Raw genomic sequence first — 16,915 nt, 5'->3', positions numbered from 1 at the left:
TGCCGAGTCTGTCTGGACCTGTGGCAGATCATAGGCCTGGTTTGAACATGGGTCTATCAGTGGAAAAGAGCGGGCAGTTGTCTCCGTGGCCGGATGGACTGCACTCCGATGGGCCGCCATGGGGCCCGTTGCGCTGCCGGCGTGAAGGGGCGACCTGCGGGATGTGAGGCCATAGGCAGATCCCGCTGAGATGGTCTCAGCGGGATCTGATTTCAGCAGGTCTGGCGCATCATGCTCTGGGTTCAGAGCCTGTTGTAGACCTCCGCGAGGCTGCTCAGATCCCAGTTGCCGCCGGTGAGAATGGCGCAGACCTTTTCACCCGGCGCCAGGCTGATAGATCCGGCGAGCAGGGCGCCGATGCCGATGGAGGCGGCGGGTTCGGCAATCAGTTTTGCATCCCTTGCCAGCACCTGCATGCCCTCGACGATGTGCGCGTCGTCGACGAGGACGATCTCGTCGACGTATTTCTCGATGATGGGATAGGGGTTGCGGCCGGGAACACTGAGCCGCAGGCCGTCTGCGATGGTGTCCAGAAGCGGCAGGGAGGTGGGCTCACCGTTCAGACGGCTGTGGTAATATTTCGGGGTCAGGGCGGGCTCGGCGCCGATGACGCGCACCGAAGGCTTGAGTTCCTTCAATGCGGTCGCCACGCCCGAGATGAGACCGCCGCCGCCCACCGGCACGATGACCGTGCTGACATCAGGCAGATCCTCAAGGATCTCGCAGGCCATCGTCCCCTGGCCGGCCATCACCAGCGGATCCTCGAAGCCGTGCACGACAGTGTAATTGTTGCGCTCCGCGATGTCGTAGACCTGCTTCCAGCGGGAGGCGTTGTCCCCGTCAAACAGGATGACTTCAGCGCCCAGAGCCTCAGTGTTGGTGATCTTCAGCTTGGGAGTGGTCACCGGCAGGACCAGCACCACCTTCACGCCCAGCATCTTTGCCACATAGGCCAGCGCCTGGGCATGGTTGCCCGACGAACTGGAGATGAGGCCCTTCGCGGTTTCCTCCCGTGGCAGCGACAGCACCTTGTTCAGGGCGCCGCGGATCTTGAAGGCGCCTGTGACCTGCAGGGTTTCCGGCTTGAGGTAAAGCTCGCAGCCCAGCTTCTTCTCGATCTTGTCCGCCCGCAGCAGCGGGGTGTGGCGGATATGCGGCTTCACCCGCTCTCTTGCGTCGTGAATATCCTGGAGCTTCGGGTATTTGCGCATGCTGGTGTGGGCCTTCTGACAGTCCGGATGGCGGGGAATATGGATTACTTGAAGAAGCTGAACCAGGTGCCGGCGTTGTGCGCGACGGCATTGTCATAGATCTTCCGGGCGGCGGTATTGTCCTGAATGGCCATGCCGGTGGAATCGAAAATGGTGATTTCGTCGTCGCTCTCGCGGCCCGGCTTGTGCCCCAGCAGGATTTCGCCGATCTCGCCGTGGATCTGCTCCTGCGTGATGATGCCCGCATTCAGCGGATGCCAGGTTTCGCCCTTGCTGATGCACTGGGAGAGGGAGTCCACGACGATGCGGGCGCCGCGGAAAATCTCAGGCTCGAATTCCTGCTTGCCGTGCTGATCCGTGCCGATGGCGATGATGTGGGTTCCGGGCTTCACCCAGCCCGCTTCCACCACCGGCCCCGTGCCCCGGGTCGCCGTGATCAGGATGTCGGCCGCTGCCACGGCGTCCCTGGCGCAGGAGGCCGCGGTGACGGGGATGCCGAACGCCTGCTCGATCTCGTCCTTGAAGGCGGCGAGCTTCTCCGGTGTCCGGCACCAGGCGTGGATTTCGCCAATCGTCATCACTTCGCGGATGGCGCGGATCTGCATCCGGGCCTGATTGCCGGTGCCGATCACCGCCACCGTCCGGGCATCTTTGCGCGCCAGTGCCTTCACGGAGACGGCGCCCGATGCGCCCGTCCTGAGGCCTGTGAGAAGGCTTCCATCCATGACGCAGGCCAGCGCGCAGCTTCTGGCATCAAACAGGAGAACGGTTCCCATGCCGCTGGGCACGCCGTGCTCCGCCGGGTTGTGCGGGAAGCCGCCAGAGGAGGCTTTCAGCGTGATGGTTTCATTGGCCTGATTGTATCCTGCCTTGAAGTCGATCTCTCCGCGCGGGGCAGGCAGGTGCAGACCCATGTAGCCAGGCTGCTGTACCAGGCCGCTGTTGAAGGCCTTGTAGGCATCCTCCACCGTGCCGATGACCTCAGCCATGGAGATCAGGCTTTTGACGTCTTCCTTCGTAAGCAGCAGTGTCTTCATCACGCGGTCCTGCCCGGAGCAATCAGCCTTGCCGAAGACCGCGCCCCTGCAGCAGAAGGCGGTCTGGCCTGTTGGGGCGCAGTGTTGCATCGCAGAGGAGGCAGAAAATGCTGATTGAGGCCGTTCAGCCGAATATCCGGCGGGCGGGTGGCCGCCCAGCCGCACTCATCCGGACCCTAGTGCCAGTGGCGGCATTTTGAGGTTTTGCCGATGCCGGGGTTGAAGGTGTTGGTTGGGTCGAGGCTGCGGTAGAAGTCCCGCAGCGCGGGCTTTGCCTCATAGAGATGGCCGACATTGTGCTCGGCCGGATATTCCGCGCCGCGTGCGTCCAGCAGGGCGCAGATCTCGTGCTCCAGCGCCTCGCAGTCCACGCCCTTCTTCACCAGATACTCCTGATGCATGACGTGGCAGAGGAAGTGGCCGACATAAATCTTCAGCGCCATCTTGTCCGAAATATCATCCGGCAAGGTCTCGAACCAGTCGATGGTGTCGCGCGGCAAGGCAACGTCGAGGGCGACGATATCCTCCACTGTGCGGCCATGCACCGCCCGGTAGCGCACCACGGCGCTGCCCACGGTGAAGCGGTTGAGGAAGGCGGTCTTGCCTTCGGCTTCCGTGCATTCGATGAAGTTGCCGGCCGTGCTCGGGAAGATGGAGGTGAGATAGTCCCGCGTCTCGGCGATGCAGGCATCGCCTGCCCGGATCATCAGATGATGCGGATAGGTGTCGCGGTATTCGATCAGCCGCTTTGGCATCTGCTCGGGCAGGAAGCGGCTGGCGAATTGCAGCAGGTGATCGGACACGGCCTTGCCGAGGCCGAAGCGCTCCGTCAGGCCGTCGAACCAGCTCTTGGCCGCAAAGGCGCGGGGAACATTGACGGTGCCGAAGGTGCGGATGAAGAGGTAGAGATCCTTGCCCCAGACCTGCGCTGCGCGAAAGGCGTCAGCATGCATGTATTCCCCGGCAATGGGCAGGTTCTTGAAGTTTGCCAGAATATGCCGCCGGATGGCCTGAAGCTCGGCCGGGTCGCGGGTGCCGATGTAGAAGACCTTTTCCTCTTCAGCCACCGCGAAGGTATCAAGCCGCACGGCAAAGACGCCGATCTTGCCGGCCGAGCCTGATGCCTCATAGTGCCGGCGCGGGTCGGCGTTGAAGCGGGCCGGGGTGCGGGCGGCAATGTCGCGCACATGGTCCTTGTACTCGATGTCGGACGCCTGCGCCCCTTGCGGGAAGTCCACGTCCGCCTCGGTGTAATTGCCAGCATCCAGCCGGGAGAGGATGTCCAGCGGCTGGCCGCCAAGGCGGATGCCGAGGTGATTGACGAGATGCAGGCGGCCTTCCGCATCCACCTGCGCAAACAGCGACAGCTGGGTGTAGGCCGGGCCGCGCTGCACCAGAGAGCCGCCGGAATTGTTGCAGATGCCGCCTGTCACCGATGCGCCGATGCAGCTGGAACCGATGACGGAATGGGGCTCGCGGCCCAGCGGCTTCAGCTGCCGTTCCAGCTGGTCGAGGGTGGCGCCGGGCATGCACAGCACCTGCCGCCCGTGGTCGAGAAGGTCAATACGCCTGTTGCGCAGGGTGGAGACGATGACGATGGGGCGGTCATAGCCATCCCCGAAAGGCGTGGAGCCGCCGGTCAGCCCCGTGTTTGCCGCCTGGAAGATGATGGCAACGTCTGCCGCGACACAGGCTTCCAGCACGCGCCACTGTTCCACCAGCGTGCCGGGCTCGACAGCGGCCAGAACCTCGCCGTCGCCATAGCGGTAGCCCCGGCGGAAGCGCCGGGTGCCCGGTGCACCGGTGTGAACATAGCGGCGGCCAACGATATCCTGCAGCTGTTGGATCAGGGAGCCGGTCATGTGGGCAAACTCTTCCAGATGTGAGCAATCCTGCCTGCCCCGTGAGCGGGGCAGGCGTGTTTGGGGGTGTTCAGCGCCCGATCAGGGACGGCAGCGTCATGCTGACCGCAGGGACGAAGGAGATCACCAGCAGGCACAGCACGACGACACCGACGAACACCATCAGCGGCTTCAGCATCTGCGTCACCGAACACCCGGCGATCTGCGCGGCGGCGAAGAGATTGACCCCGAGCGGCGGCGTGATCATGCCGAGGGCAAGGTTCACCACCATCACGGTCCCGAAATGCACTGGCGCAATGCCGACGCGGGCGGCGGCATCCTGCAGGATCGGAGCGAGAACGATGATGCTTGCACCCGTCTCGATGAACATGCCGATGACGAAGAGCATCGCGTTGATGGCCAGCATCAGCGACACCGGGCCGTCAAAGGTGTTCGTCAGCCACAGCGCGGCAGCATCGGGCACGCCCTGCCGGTTGAGCAGGTAGCCCATCAGGCTGGCGGTGCCGATGATGAACATGATGACCGCAGAGGTGACGACCGACTTGCGGAAGGCGTTGATCAGGTCCGTCCACGTCATCTCCCGGTGAAGGAACAGGCCCACCACCATGGCGTAGATGACGGCGATGACACTGGCCTCGGTCGGCGTGGTGACGCCGCCATAGATGCCGCCCATGATCAGCACGGGCATCAGCAGGGCCCAGATGGCGCGGCGGACTGCGGTGAGGCGCGGCAAGCTGCCTTCGCCGTCGCGCTCGCCCCAGCCCCTGATCCGGCACCAGACGAGAGCCGTCAGCAGCAGGGCGCCCGCGATCATCAGGCCGGGCAGGATGCCTGCGAGGAACAGCTGCGGGATCGAGGTCTGGGTGGCAACGCCGTAAAGGATCATCGGGATCGACGGCGGGATGATGACGCCCAGTTCGGCGGAGGTGGCCATGAGGGCGGCGACGAAGCCGACCGGATAGCCATACTGGCGCATGGCCGGAATGAGCACGACACCGACGGCAAATGTGGTGGCGACGCTGGAGCCGGAAATGGCGGAGAACAGCATGCAGGTCAGCACGCAGGTGGCAGCAAGGCCGCCCTGGATCTGGCCGACGAAGGCGCGGGCAAATTCCACAAGACGGCGCGACAGGCCGCCGACTTCCATCAGGTTGCCGGCGAGGATGAAGAAGGGGATTGCGGCCAGCGGAAACTTGTCGAGGGCGATGTAGATCTGTTGCGGCACGACGATGGCAGGCAGCGTGGTGAAGCCGAAGAGCCCGATCATGGAGGCGAGGCCGATGGAGATGGCGATGGGCACCGAAATGGCGAAGAGCACCAGCATCGCGGAGACGATTGCACCGGTCATTGCGCTGTCTCCTTGCCGGACTGGATGAAATGCACGATGGCGCCAAGGGCGGCGAAGAGCGATCCAACCGGAATGGCGGCATAGCCCCAGGCCATGGAAATTTCCAGACCGGCCATTTCCTGCATCTGCACGCGCTGGGCGGTGGCGATGCCGAACCAGAAGAGGGTGGCGAACATGATCAGGCAGGAGACGAGGGTGATGGCCTCGATGCTGCGCCGCAGCCCGCCCGTTGTGGCCTCCCGCGCCAGATCGATGGCAACCAATGCGCCCTTGCGCAGGGCAACGGAGATGCCGAGCAGCACCATCCACACGAGAGCAAGCCGTGTGAGCGCTTCCGACCAGCTGGCCGGTGTGTGGAACAGAAACCGGCCCAGAACCTGCCAGAAGCTGGAGGCCACGGCGATGGCCAGTGCAAGGGAGGCGGCAGCTGCCACCCCCCCAGCAACAATTCCGTCAATGCGACGGATCAGTGTGGCCACTGAGCTCATTGAGCTTTCCAGTCCCGGATACGCTGGAGAAGCTCTGCGCCAAACTGGGTCTCAAACCCGGCATTGGCAGAAGCCATAGCCTCGCGGTAAGCGTCGCGATCTGTGATTTCGACCACTTCGATACCGCGCGTGCGCAGGGTCTCGATACCGGCGCTTTCATCCTGCTCCACCCTTGCGCGGTTGGCAGCCGATGCAGCCTTGCCGCCTTCTTCCACCGCGGCCTTCTGTTCGTCCGTCAGGCCGGCGATGAAGTCCGGATTGCAGACGAAGATGCCCGGCGAATAGACGTGGCGGGTCAGGTAGAGGTGCTTCTGCATCATGTCGAGGTTGTTCGACAGGATCACCGGGATCGGGTTCTCCTGGCCATCAACCGTGCCCTGCTGCAGGGCCGAAGGCAGTTCGGAGAAGGCCATCGGCGTCGGCAGAACACCGGCTGCCTGCCAGGCCTGCATGTGCACCTGGTTTTCCATGGTGCGGATCTTCAGGCCGCGCAGATCTTCCGGCGAGTTGACGGCCTTGCTGCCTGTGGTCAGGTTGCGGAAGCCGTTTTCCATCCAGGCAACGCCATAAAGGCCGCGTGCCGGGAACAGGGCCAGAAGCTCGCTGCCGACATCCGAGTCCAGCACGCCGCGGGCATGGTCATAGCTGTCGAACAGGAACGGCACGTCCAGGACGCGTGTCTCGGCCACGAAGTTGCCAAGCGGACCGGCCGAGCCCATGGCGCATTCCTGCGAGCCGAACTGCACGCTTTCCAGCGCCTCGCGCTCGTTGTCCATGCGCTGGATCACGACATTCAGCGTGCCGCCGGACTTCTCTTCCGCCACCTTCTTGAAGGCGGCAGCGGCGAGGCCGAAATGGCTGTCTGCGGGCGAAGAATGGGTAACGGTCAGGGTTGTCTGGGCCGAAGCGGTCAGGATGCCTCCGGCCAGAACCATGCCGGCGAGAACGGCTGTTTTCGTGGTATGTGCGAGTTTCATGTGTTTCCTCCTCCAGGTAGAAGGCATGCCCCGGCGGGGCACGCCGTGTTCGGGTGCTAGAGCACGCCTTCCGGCAGCAGGCCTGCCGGGAAATTCTGGTAGCTGACCGGGCGCAGGAAGCGCCGGATCGCCATGGTGCCGACGCTGGTGGCGCCGAAGTTGGTTGAGGCCGGGTAGGGGCCGCCATGCACCATGGCATCGACCACCTCCACACCGGTCGGGAAGCCATTGACGAGCACGCGTCCGGCCTTGCGCTCCAGCACGGGCAGCAGCGTCTTTGCCAGCGGCAGGTCACCGTCATCCATGTGCAGGGTGGCCGTCAGCTGGCCCTGGAAGCTCAGGGCAATGCGGTGCATCTCTTCCGCCGTTTCCACCCGGACGACGAGGCCAAGCGGGCCGAACACTTCTTCCGACAGCGCGTGATCGGCAAGGAACTGGCTTGCCGTGGTTTCATAGAGGTTCGGGTTGGCGCTGCGCCCCTCCGACGCGGTTTCATGCACCGGCTGCACCGTCTCGCGGTTCTGCAGGCGGGCCTGCCCGGACTGATAGGCTAGGGCGATACCCGCGGTCAGCATCATCTGCGGACCGGTCTTGGCGAGGGCTTCCTTGGCGGCGGCCACGAAGCTGTCCGCATCGCTACCTGCCACCACAACGGCAATGCCCGGATTGGTGCAGAACTGGCCTGCGCCCATCGTCAGCGAGGCGGCCCAGCCTGCGCCAAGCGCGGCGGCGCGGGTCTTCACGGCTTCCGGCAGGACGAACATCGGGTTGACGCTGCCCAGTTCCCCGAAGAAGGGGATGGGTTCCGGGCGGCTGGCGCACAGGTCAAACAGCGCACGCCCGCCCGCCAGCGAACCGGTGAAGCCGACGGCCTTGATCAGCGGGTGGGTGACGAGGGCACTGCCCACGTCCCGGTTGCCGCCCTGCACCAGGCTGAAGACGCCCGGATCAATCCCGAGCTTGCTGATGGCGGCATGGATGGCTTCTGCAACAATCTCACTCGTGCCGGGATGGGCGGAATGGCCCTTCACCACCACCGGGCATCCGGCGGCAAGGGCTGCAGCCGTATCACCGCCCGCCGTGGAGAAGGCGAGGGGGAAGTTGGAGGCGCCGAACACGGCGACCGGTCCCACCGGGCGTTGCATCAGGCGGATTTCCGGGCGCGGTGCGGGCTGGCGGTCCGGCAGGGCCGGATCGAAGCGGCGGTCAAGATAATCGCCCTTCTCGATGTGAGCGGCGAAAAGCCTGAGCTGGCCGGTGGTGCGGCCCCGCTCGCCCTCAAGACGGGCCGCGGGCAGGCCGGTTTCCTGGCAGCCAACCTCGGTGATGGCTGCCCCGCGTGCCTCGATCTCATCGGCGATGGCGCGCAGCAGGGCGGCGCGCTCTGCGGCAGAGGAATAGCCGTAGGACCAGAAGGCGTTTTCGGCGGCTTCCGCAGCGCGGTTCACCAGATCTACGGTGCCCACCGAGAAGGCGGCGGGCTCACCGGAAACGGGCTCGTTGTAAAAGCGATCGGGCGTCGCCACCCATTCGCCGGCAATCAGGTGATTGCCGTGCGGCGTGTAAGTCATCTTGTCACTCCCCGGGGAGGCTTGCGCTCAGAGCGCAGCCTGCAGCATGGCGTGGTAGTCTTCGGCGGTGGCGTCACGCGGGTTGGTGCGGTGGCTGTGGTCGGCCAGCGCGCCCTTCACCACCTTGTCGAACAGGTCTGCGGTTACGCCCAGTTCCGAAAGGCGGGTGGGCAGGCCGATGGCGCGGGTCATGTCTTCGATGGCAGCGCCAATGTCCGCGTCAGCGGCAAGGCCCATGGCACCGGCAAGGCGGGCGTATTTGTTCTCCTCCACCGAGGTCTTGGCGTCGCGGTTGAAGGCCAGCACCGGCGGCATGAAGATGGCATTCAGCGTGCCGTGATGCAGCTTCGGATTGATGCCGCCCAGCGAGTGGCTGAGGCTGTGCACGCAGCCGAGGCCCTTCTGGAACGCCATGGCGCCCATGGTCGCCACGATGGCCATGTTGGTGCGGGCGTCGCGGTTGTTCGGCTCTTCCACGGCAAGGCGGATGTTGGCCCAGCCCCGGCGCAGGCCTTCCAGCGCGATGCCATCGGCCGGCGGGTTGAAGGACGGGGCGAGATAGGTTTCGATGCAGTGGGAGATGGCGTCCATGCCTGTGGCGGCGGTGAGCATGGGCGGCAGGCTGAGCGTCAGCTCCGGATCGACGATGGCGGCTTTCGGGATGAGATAGGGCGACAGCAGCCCGGCCTTGCGGCCATCTTCCAGAATGATGATGGCGGCGCGGCCGACTTCACTGCCCGTTCCGGCGGTGGTGGGCACGGCGATGGTCGGGAAGGTGCGGGAGGTGATCTTTTCCAGCCCGCCTTCAACGACGGCATAGGTCTTCAGCGGGCCTTCATGCGCGGCCATGATGGCAACGGCCTTGGCCAGATCCAGCGCCGAGCCGCCGCCGATGGCGATGATGCCGTCGCCGCCAGCTTCACGGAAAAGGGCAGTGGCCTTGACGGCGGCAGCTTCCGTGGGGTTGCCGGGGGTTTCGTCGAAAACGGCGGCGGGGGTGACGCCGGTTGCCGCTTCGATGCGCTCCAGCATGCCCAGTGCGCGCACGCCCTTGTCGGTGACGATGACCGGACGGGTGATCCCGGCCAGCGCCAGCTCCGCCTTCAGCGTTGCGATTTCGCCGTATCCGAACTGGACCCGCGTTACGTAATTGATCAGGCTCATACGTCCCCCTGCTTGGCTATTCCCATTTGGTAACCCAAGGGTGTGGAACATCGTCCCTCCCCCGGGCATTCCTGTTGGGTTGGCAGGATAAAGGCAGCGCCGGAGCTGTAAATACGCTATTCTCGGATACTGATATAACGAAATGGAAACTCAAAAGCCGATGCCGCGCACCCATTCCATGCCGCTGATCCGCCTTTCCATGCGGCAGATGCTGCTGATTTCCGCCATCGATGACAACGGCTCCCTGAAACGGGCGTCCGAACTGATCGGCATGAGCCAGCCGCGCGCCACCAAGGCGCTGCAGGAGGCGGAGGATCTGACGGGGACGAAGCTGTTCAACCGCACCAACCGGGGGCTCATCGCAACGCCCGCCGGGGAATGCATGATCCGCCATGCCAAGACCATGCTGTCGCAGCTGTCGGCCATGGCACAGGAAATCCACAGTGCGTCTGACGGGGAGTGGGGCCGCTTGCGCATCGGCACCATCATGGGTGCCGTGCCCTATGTGACGGAAACCATCAGCGCCTTCCTGCGGCGCTTTCCCCGCACCTCGGTGGAAATTCTGGAAGACACCAGCGTGGAACTGCTGCGCCAGCTGGACCGAGGGCTGCTGGACCTCGTCATCGGCCGCAGTTCCATGAGCACCACGCCGCAGCTGTACAATGTCACGGCCTTCCATGATGAGCTCTTGGCCGTGGTGGCCAACCCGGCCCATCCGCTGATCGGCCGCAAGAAGGTGGGGCTCAAGGACCTCGTGGATGCGCGCTGGATCGTCTACACCGCCTCCATGCCCATGCGGCTGTCGCTGGAGCAGGAGTTCCGGCAGGCGGGGCTTGAGATGCCGCGTGCCTTGCTGGAAACCCGCTCGGCGCTGACCACTATGTCGCTGATGCAGGCGGAGCCGAACACGGTGGCGCTGCTCTCCAGCGATGTTGCAGCGTTTTTCGTGAACTTTGGCATGGCCAGCGTCCTGCCCATGCATCTGCGCTCCAAGAGCGAGCCGTACGAGGTGATTACGCGCAAATCGGCCGATCTCAACCCGCAGACCCTCCAGTTCATCGAGGATCTGGTGGCCGGCGTGCCCAGTGCTGCAAGGCTGTGAGCGCGGCCGTGCTCAGTTTGTCACGTCCCTCCGCCTCGGCATGAGCACCGGGGCATCCATGCCGGGTACGTAGCTGCTGGAAATCAGCTGGCGGCAATGGGCCTCGAAGGCCTGCACCAGCCGGGTGGGCACACGCTGTCCGGCGCTCAGAAGGCCGAGCCGCATCGGTCTGTGGTCTCCGGCAAGGCGCAGGCTGACAAGGCGGCGCCCGTCGAGTGCGGCCTTGTTGCGCGGGCGCACGTTGGCCAGCGTATAGCCATAGCGGCTGGCGACCATGGTGCGGATGACGTCGAGATGCTGGATCTGCGCAATGATGTTCGGGGTGACACCGGCGGCTGCAAAAAGGGCGAGGAAATAGTCCCGTGACAGTGGCAGATCGAGCAGGATGAACGGCTGATCTGTCAGTTCCGCTAGCGAGATGGCCGTGAGCTGCGCCAGCGGATCGGTTTCGGCCACCTGCACATGCGGCGGCAGTTCGGCGAGCGGGGTGAACTCAAACCCCTCCGGCACCAGCAGGTCATAGGACAGGGCGATGTCCAGCTCCGCCCGCTCCAGCCGTGCCAGCAGCGTCTGATGATCGCTGACCGTGGGGCGGATGGTGACACCCGGATAGGCGGCCTGAAAGCTCTGGCTGACTTCCGGCAGCACCATGGGCGCGAAGGTGAGCAGGCAGCCGAGCGACAGCGCGCCGCTGACCTGGCCTGTGGCTTCCGAGGCGGCGGTGTAGAGGGTCTGGGCCTGCCCGATCACGGCCTTGGCCTCGACCAGCAGCTTCTGCCCCGCCGGTGTCAGCGACAGCCCCTGCGCATGGCGGCGCAGGAAAAGCTGGGCGCCAAGTTCGGTTTCCAGCTGCGAGATGGCGGTGGAGATCGAAGGTGGCGAGACGCGGATACGGGCAGACGCCAGCGCGATGCTGCCAGCCTCCGCTGCTGCGATGAAATACTCAAGCTGGCGCAGCGTGATCCGCATTCCTGTCTCCCCGTCCGCGCTCTGACTGCTTGCTTCGGCTTTTCCTAATCAATGCTGCAAGATTTCGTATTTTTCCAGATGCAATCGACCCGCTAGACCTGAGGTGACCGGCGCAGAGGGGCAGCCGGGACAAGCTGCAGAGGGGCGGGCGCATGGCAGTCGAGACGATCCACACGCTGGTGGTTGGGGCAGGGCAGGCAGGTGTGGCCATGAGCGAGCACCTCAGCCGCAACGGCATTGCCCACATCGTGCTGGAGCGTGGCCGCATTGCCGAACGGTGGCGGTCGGTGCGCTGGGATTCCCTTGTTGCCAATGGCCCTGCCTGGCATGACCGCTTTCCGGGGCTGGAGTTTTCCGGCAGCCCGGATGCCTTCGTGGGCAAGGAAGGTGTGGCGGATTACTTTGTGGCCTATGCGGATATGGTGAAGGCTCCCATCCGCTGCGGCGTCGAGGTCAACCGGGTTGCACGGCTGGAGGGCCGCCCCGGCTTCCGGGTTGAAACATCCGAGGGCGTCATCGAGGCGCTGAATGTGGTGGCCGCCACCGGGCCGTTCCAGAAGCCCAGCATTCCGCCGATCGTGCCCGCAGATGCAGCTGTGGCGCAGATCCATTCCAGCGAATACCGCAATCCCGGCCAACTGGCGGAGGGCGCCGTGCTTGTGGTCGGCTCCGGCTCTTCCGGCGTGCAGATCGCCGAGGAGCTGATGCTGTCGGGCCGCAAGGTCTATCTTTCCGTCGGCCCGCATGACCGTCCGCCGCGCTCCTACCGGGGCCGGGATTTCGTCTGGTGGCTGGGCGTGCTGGGCAAATGGGATGCGCAGGCGCAGGCCCCCGGCGCGGAGCATGTGACCATTGCCGTCAGTGGCGCCCATGGCGGCAAGACCATCGATTTCCGCCGTCTTGCCGCTCAGGGCATGGTGCTGACCGGCATGACCGGCACTTACCGCGATGGCACCCTGACCTTCGCCGATGACCTTGCCCGCAACATCGAGCGGGGCGACCGGAACTATCTGGCCGTGCTGGACGAGGCAGATGCCTTCGTCGCCCGCAACGGCCTTGACCTGCCGGAAGAGCCGGAGGCGCGCATCCTCGGGCCGCAGGTGGACTGCGTCAGCACTCCCCTGCGGGAGCTGGATCTGGAGGCGGCGGGCGTGTCCTCCATCATCTGGGCCACGGGCTTCGTGTCAGACTACAGCTGGCTTGAGGTCAACGCCTTTGACGAGGCCGGCCGGCCGAAGCATCAGCGCGGCGTCTCGGCGGAAAAGGGCATCTATTTTCTCGGGCTACCCTGGCTGTCGGGGCGCGGCTCCAGCTTCATCTGGGGCGTCTGGCATGACGCGGGCTATGTGGCGGACCACATCCGCATTCAGGACAACTACCTTGCCTACAGGCCGCAGCCCTGAGCGGATTTGCGGCATCTGACACACGAGGGGAAACGGCAATGGCACATACGCGCATCCGCAAGTTCAACACGCGGGACACCTATCCGGAGCAGAAGCTCGACAATGATCTCTGTCAGGCGGTGGTGGCACGGGGCACGATGATCTTCCTGCGCGGCCAGTGCCCGCAGGATCTCGACACGGCGAAGAATATCGAGAGCCACGACCCGGTGGAGCAGACCCACAAGGTGATGCAGAACATCCGCCAGCTGGTGGAGGAAGCGGGCGGGCGCATGGAGCATGTCACCAAGCTGGTGGTTTATCTCACCGACGTGCGCCACCGCGAGGCGGTCTACCGGACGATGGGGGAATATATCAAGGGCGTGTTCCCTGTCTGCACCGGCCTTGTCGTCGTGGCGCTGGCCCGGCCCGAGTGGCTGGTCGAGATCGACGCCACCGCCGTCATTCCAGATTGAGCCAGAACGCCTGAAACCTCCGGAAAGGAACATCCATGACCTTCTCCATCGTCGCCCGCTGCGAAAAGACCGGCCAGTTCGGTGTTGCCATCTCGTCCTCCTCGCCTGCCGTCGCCGCCCGCTGTGCCTGGGCGCAGGCAGGAACCGGCGCGGTGGCGACGCAGAATGTCACCAACCCCGCGCTGGGCCCGAGGATGCTGGAGGAACTGGCGAAAGGCGCCAGCGCATCGGAAGCGGTTGCGGCGGCACGGGACAGCGACGGCTTTCCGGACTACCGCCAGCTTCTGGCGGTGGATGGGGAGGGGCGGACAGCCATCCATTCCGGTCCCAAGGCGTTGGGCATCTGGACTTCAGCCGAGGGACGCCAATGTGTGGCGGCGGGCAATCTTCTGGCCCATGACGGGGTGCCGGCAGCAATGGTGGCGGCTTTCGAGGCCGCATCAGGGGAACTCGGTGACAGACTGATCGCGGCTTTGAGCGCTGCTGTTGCGGCAGGCGGCGAGGCAGGTCCTGTGCATTCGGCGGGGCTGCTGATTGTGGACAAACAGTCCTGGCCCTTTGCGGAACTGCGGATCGACTGGCTGGACGACGGCTGCCCGGTGGCCGCCGTTGCGAAGGCCTGGGACATCTACAAGCCGCAGGCGGCCGACTACGTCACGCGGGCGCTCAATCCCGCCGCGGCCCCGTCCTACGGTGTGCCGGGTGACGAGTAAGCGGCGCCTGCTCAGGCGGTGTGGTCTGGCCGGATGGTGAAGTGCAGGCGGGCTGCATCCGTGCGGTAGAGGGCGGAGAAATACTCGGCATACCGGCCGTGCCGGATCGTCGAGCGGGATTCGATCTTGACCAGCGCCGTGCCCTTTTTGATCTGCAGATGCGCGGCTTCCTCGGCACTGGCATTCACCGCCTCGACCCAGCGTTCCGCACCTTCGAACGCGATGCCGTAAAGCTCCAGCAGCAGGGCATAGAGCGAACGGTCTTCCAGCGGATGATCCAGCAGGCCCGGCACCAGCGCCTCGGGCAGGACGCTGTGCACCAGAATGCGCGGCACACCGTCGACGCTCATGATGCGCCGCAGGTACACCACCTTGTCGTCCGGCCCCAGACCCAATGCCTTGGCGGCCTTGGCGTCCGGCTCGCGGATGTCGGCGGCAAGAATGGTGCGTGAAACCTGATGATTGCGGCTGCGGATATCGCCCGAGAAGCCGATGATCCGGCCGACGAAATCGCTGTCTTCCGTCTGCTGGGCCACGAAGGCGCCGCGGCCCTGCTGACGGTAGACGAGCCCTTCTGTCACCAGCTGGCTCATGGCCTGGCGCACGACGATGCGCGACACGCCAAACTGGTTGCACAGGTCGGTCTCGCTGGGCAGCTTGTCGTCGGGCTGAAGGCCCCGCTGCACGATCATGTCCGCAATGGCAGTCTTCAGCTGCAGCCAGAGCGGAATTCTGGAAGAGCGGCCTTGCAGGGCCGGCATATCCAGGGGCTGATCGGACACGGGTGCATTTCCTTCATCCTGCCGGGCCCGCCGCTTTTCCCTGCTGCAGCTGCACCCGGTGCCTTGTTTTCAGCAGCCGGAGTGTGGCCTCAGCTTCCTGGTTCATCCGTTCGCCTGTCCAGGACAGGGCGGAGGCCATGATGCCGGCAACTTCGCCAATACAGGCGTCGCTGGCCACTCCCTCGAATGCCATCAGCGTGCGCCGGAGGATCATGTCTTCCAGACGTGTGACGCGCTCATTACGAGTGATCCATAGAATTTCTTCCCTTGAATAGCAAGGTGCACTCTCAAGCGGCGTATCCGGCTGTAGTTCCTGCGCAATCTGCTTTGCCGCCGTGCCGTAACGCTTGATCAGCAGCATTGCCCGTGCCTGGCTGAGACCGGCGGATGCTGATATCCCGGCCGCCAGTGCCTTCAGGCCCTGCGCGGTCTTCGGAAACTCCTTGCCGCCGCCAATCGGCAGGTCTGCTGTGGAGACGCGGCGCGTCCCGCCAATGCGGGGCAGAACCAGATCGGCGATCTGTTCGGCGCAGGCCCGGTAGGTTGTCCATTTGCCGCCGATCAGGGTCAGCAGCGGCACCTTGCGCCCGCCCGCAGGCTCGAAGATGCGGAAGGTGTGGTCGCGGCTGATCGAGCCTGCCGCACCGCCAGTCTGCCGGGGCAGGGGGCGCACCCCGGAATAGGCGAAGGCGATGTCCTGCCGCCGGGCGCGCGCCTTGGGCAGCACGGTGGCCAGAACCTCGAACAGGTAGTCGATCTCCGCCTCCGAGGTGTCCTTGTCGCCGGGGTCTTCGGTGCGGATGTCGGTGGTGCCCAGAAGCACATGCTCGCTGTCCAGCCGGTAGATCAGGCAGGCCCGGTGATCCGGCGTCTCGAAATAGAGCATCACGTCGCCAAGACCCACCGCCAGATCCGGACGCTTCAGCACCAGATGCGAGCCGCGCGTCCCGCCGGTCAGCCGTTCGGCAACGCCAAGGTTTGCATCCACCTTATCGATCCAGGCCCCGGCGCAGTTGATGATGAAGCGGCAGGTCTTGCGGTAGATCCGGCCCGTGAGCACGTCCTCCAGCAGGGCCGTTTCCCCCTCGATCCCCGCCAGCCGGACATAGGGAAGCGCGAGGCTGCCCGCGCAGTCTTTCTCCGCATCTGCCGCCAGCTCCAGCGTCAGCCGCTCGGGGCTGGTGATCCGCGCGTCGAAATATTCGGCGACGATCTTGATGTTGCCGGCAAGGTCCGGAACGGTTTCCAGCGCGTTCTTCCGCTTGACCAGCCTGTGCTTTGGCATGGAGCGGTTGCGGTTGCTGAAACTGTCAAAGATGGTGAGGCCGAGCTTCAGGATCAGCGCGCCCTTGGGCCCGGGGTCCTTCATGAGGCGCAGGAAGCGCAGGCCCGCCTGCACGGTTCCCCCCGCCCAGGACAGGGCAGGCACCCAGACGCGGATCGGGCTGACCTGATGCGGGGCATTCAGCAGCAGGCTGTCGCGCTCTTCCACGGACTCGCGCACCAGCTTGAATTCGCCCTGTTCCAGATAGCGCAGCCCGCCGTGGATCAGCCGCGAGGGCGCGGCGGATGTGCCGCTGCAGAAATCGCCCATCTCGACAAGCGTTGCGCCAATGCCCTGTGCGGCGAGATCGCGGAACACGCCAACGCCGTTGATGCCTCCGCCGATAATGAGGATATCGCCGCTCTCCCCACGCTCCAGCGCCTGCAGCGCCTCTTCCCTTTGCCTCATGCTCTGTCCTCCCGGTTTGCCGCTGCGCTGTCCCTTGCCCGTCCTCCCGGAACAAGTGACGCAAAGGCGTATTGACAGGTCTGATCAACTCGCCTAGCCTCAAC

The 16,915-nt window shown here is 64.9% G+C and carries 15 protein-coding genes; 4 read left to right on the top strand and 11 right to left on the bottom strand.

What is annotated here, in order from left to right:
- Positions 1–242: 242 nt before the first annotated feature.
- The 8 genes from ACVNHC_RS10925 to ACVNHC_RS10890 all read right to left on the bottom strand — a co-directional run bounded on the left by ACVNHC_RS10925 (position 243) and on the right by ACVNHC_RS10890 (position 9,658).
- Positions 243–1,211: a threonine ammonia-lyase gene (locus tag ACVNHC_RS10925; RefSeq protein ID WP_457167264.1), complete on the bottom strand. Its 969-nt coding sequence runs from the start codon at positions 1,209–1,211 to the stop codon at positions 243–245.
- Between the two features lie 44 nt (positions 1,212–1,255).
- Positions 1,256–2,248: an ornithine cyclodeaminase family protein gene (locus ACVNHC_RS10920; protein ID WP_457167263.1), complete on the bottom strand. Its 993-nt coding sequence runs from the start codon at positions 2,246–2,248 to the stop codon at positions 1,256–1,258.
- Positions 2,249–2,424: 176 nt separating this feature from the next.
- Positions 2,425–4,110 (bottom strand): D-lactate dehydrogenase, encoded by a 1,686-nt coding sequence (gene dld / locus ACVNHC_RS10915; protein ID WP_457167262.1) that lies wholly within the window; start codon positions 4,108–4,110, stop codon positions 2,425–2,427.
- A 70-nt stretch (positions 4,111–4,180) separates the two neighbouring features.
- A complete protein-coding gene (locus tag ACVNHC_RS10910) occupies positions 4,181–5,458 on the bottom strand; it encodes a TRAP transporter large permease (protein ID WP_457167261.1) in 1,278 nt (425 codons plus the stop codon).
- Positions 5,455–5,946, bottom strand: coding sequence for a TRAP transporter small permease (locus ACVNHC_RS10905; RefSeq protein WP_457167260.1), 492 nt, complete (start codon positions 5,944–5,946; stop codon positions 5,455–5,457). The genes ACVNHC_RS10910 and ACVNHC_RS10905 overlap by 4 nt, the downstream gene beginning before the upstream one ends.
- The gene (gene dctP, locus ACVNHC_RS10900; RefSeq protein ID WP_123194982.1) at positions 5,943–6,923 is read right to left on the bottom strand and encodes a TRAP transporter substrate-binding protein DctP; all 981 of its coding nucleotides are present in this window, start codon (positions 6,921–6,923) and stop codon (positions 5,943–5,945) included. Before dctP ends, ACVNHC_RS10905 begins: the two co-directional genes overlap by 4 nt.
- Positions 6,924–6,979: 56 nt before the next feature.
- Positions 6,980–8,494: an aldehyde dehydrogenase (NADP(+)) gene (locus tag ACVNHC_RS10895; RefSeq protein ID WP_457167259.1), complete on the bottom strand. Its 1,515-nt coding sequence runs from the start codon at positions 8,492–8,494 to the stop codon at positions 6,980–6,982.
- 27 nt (positions 8,495–8,521) lie between these two features.
- Positions 8,522–9,658 (bottom strand): iron-containing alcohol dehydrogenase, encoded by a 1,137-nt coding sequence (locus ACVNHC_RS10890; RefSeq protein ID WP_457167258.1) that lies wholly within the window; start codon positions 9,656–9,658, stop codon positions 8,522–8,524.
- Between the two features lie 142 nt (positions 9,659–9,800).
- On the opposite strand from ACVNHC_RS10890, the gene ACVNHC_RS10885 reads away from it, so the two are divergent.
- Positions 9,801–10,760, top strand: a complete 960-nt coding sequence (locus tag ACVNHC_RS10885) for a LysR family transcriptional regulator (RefSeq protein WP_244284689.1) — start codon at positions 9,801–9,803, stop codon at positions 10,758–10,760.
- Between the two features lie 12 nt (positions 10,761–10,772).
- On the opposite strand, the gene ACVNHC_RS10880 is transcribed toward ACVNHC_RS10885, so the two are convergent.
- Entirely contained in the window at positions 10,773–11,729 is a 957-nt protein-coding gene (locus tag ACVNHC_RS10880) for a LysR family transcriptional regulator (protein ID WP_457167257.1), read from the bottom strand.
- A gap of 152 nt (positions 11,730–11,881) precedes the next feature.
- On the opposite strand from ACVNHC_RS10880, the gene ACVNHC_RS10875 reads away from it, so the two are divergent.
- Genes ACVNHC_RS10875 through ACVNHC_RS10865 form a run of 3 tightly spaced genes read left to right on the top strand, consistent with a single transcriptional unit; the run spans position 11,882 to position 14,297 of the window.
- Entirely contained in the window at positions 11,882–13,132 is a 1,251-nt protein-coding gene (locus ACVNHC_RS10875; protein ID WP_457167256.1) for a flavin-containing monooxygenase, read from the top strand.
- A gap of 38 nt (positions 13,133–13,170) precedes the next feature.
- Positions 13,171–13,584 (top strand): RidA family protein, encoded by a 414-nt coding sequence (locus ACVNHC_RS10870; protein ID WP_019965882.1) that lies wholly within the window; start codon positions 13,171–13,173, stop codon positions 13,582–13,584.
- Between the two features lie 35 nt (positions 13,585–13,619).
- On the top strand, positions 13,620–14,297 hold the full coding sequence (locus tag ACVNHC_RS10865; protein ID WP_457167255.1) for a DUF1028 domain-containing protein: 678 nt from the start codon (positions 13,620–13,622) through the stop codon (positions 14,295–14,297).
- Positions 14,298–14,308: 11 nt separating this feature from the next.
- Here ACVNHC_RS10865 and ACVNHC_RS10860 read toward each other — a convergent pair whose 3' ends face one another.
- Complete coding sequence (locus tag ACVNHC_RS10860) at positions 14,309–15,079, bottom strand: GntR family transcriptional regulator (RefSeq protein ID WP_457167254.1); 771 nt, start codon at positions 15,077–15,079, stop codon at positions 14,309–14,311.
- A gap of 13 nt (positions 15,080–15,092) precedes the next feature.
- The gene (locus ACVNHC_RS10855; protein WP_457167253.1) at positions 15,093–16,811 is read right to left on the bottom strand and encodes a glycerol-3-phosphate dehydrogenase/oxidase; all 1,719 of its coding nucleotides are present in this window, start codon (positions 16,809–16,811) and stop codon (positions 15,093–15,095) included.
- Positions 16,812–16,915 lie beyond the last annotated feature (104 nt).

The sequence above is a fragment of the Pannonibacter sp. Q-1 genome (assembly GCF_054073275.1).
The sequence above is the reverse complement of the archived record's forward strand: the minus strand, read 5'-3'. Positions and strand labels throughout refer to the sequence as shown.

What these genes read in the sequence shown, in the direction of transcription:
- ACVNHC_RS10925 (WP_457167264.1), bottom strand. Translation starts at nt 1,211, where the DNA reads ATGCGCAAATACCCGAAGCTCCAGGATATTCACGACGCAAGAGAGCGG.
- ACVNHC_RS10920 (WP_457167263.1), bottom strand. Translation starts at nt 2,248, where the DNA reads ATGAAGACACTGCTGCTTACGAAGGAAGACGTCAAAAGCCTGATCTCC.
- dld (WP_457167262.1), bottom strand. Translation starts at nt 4,110, where the DNA reads ATGACCGGCTCCCTGATCCAACAGCTGCAGGATATCGTTGGCCGCCGC.
- ACVNHC_RS10910 (WP_457167261.1), bottom strand. Translation starts at nt 5,458, where the DNA reads ATGACCGGTGCAATCGTCTCCGCGATGCTGGTGCTCTTCGCCATTTCG.
- ACVNHC_RS10905 (WP_457167260.1), bottom strand. Translation starts at nt 5,946, where the DNA reads ATGAGCTCAGTGGCCACACTGATCCGTCGCATTGACGGAATTGTTGCT.
- dctP (WP_123194982.1), bottom strand. Translation starts at nt 6,923, where the DNA reads ATGAAACTCGCACATACCACGAAAACAGCCGTTCTCGCCGGCATGGTT.
- ACVNHC_RS10895 (WP_457167259.1), bottom strand. Translation starts at nt 8,494, where the DNA reads ATGACTTACACGCCGCACGGCAATCACCTGATTGCCGGCGAATGGGTG.
- ACVNHC_RS10890 (WP_457167258.1), bottom strand. Translation starts at nt 9,658, where the DNA reads ATGAGCCTGATCAATTACGTAACGCGGGTCCAGTTCGGATACGGCGAA.
- ACVNHC_RS10885 (WP_244284689.1), top strand. Translation starts at nt 9,801, where the DNA reads ATGGAAACTCAAAAGCCGATGCCGCGCACCCATTCCATGCCGCTGATC.
- ACVNHC_RS10880 (WP_457167257.1), bottom strand. Translation starts at nt 11,729, where the DNA reads ATGCGGATCACGCTGCGCCAGCTTGAGTATTTCATCGCAGCAGCGGAG.
- ACVNHC_RS10875 (WP_457167256.1), top strand. Translation starts at nt 11,882, where the DNA reads ATGGCAGTCGAGACGATCCACACGCTGGTGGTTGGGGCAGGGCAGGCA.
- ACVNHC_RS10870 (WP_019965882.1), top strand. Translation starts at nt 13,171, where the DNA reads ATGGCACATACGCGCATCCGCAAGTTCAACACGCGGGACACCTATCCG.
- ACVNHC_RS10865 (WP_457167255.1), top strand. Translation starts at nt 13,620, where the DNA reads ATGACCTTCTCCATCGTCGCCCGCTGCGAAAAGACCGGCCAGTTCGGT.
- ACVNHC_RS10855 (WP_457167253.1), bottom strand. Translation starts at nt 16,811, where the DNA reads ATGAGGCAAAGGGAAGAGGCGCTGCAGGCGCTGGAGCGTGGGGAGAGC.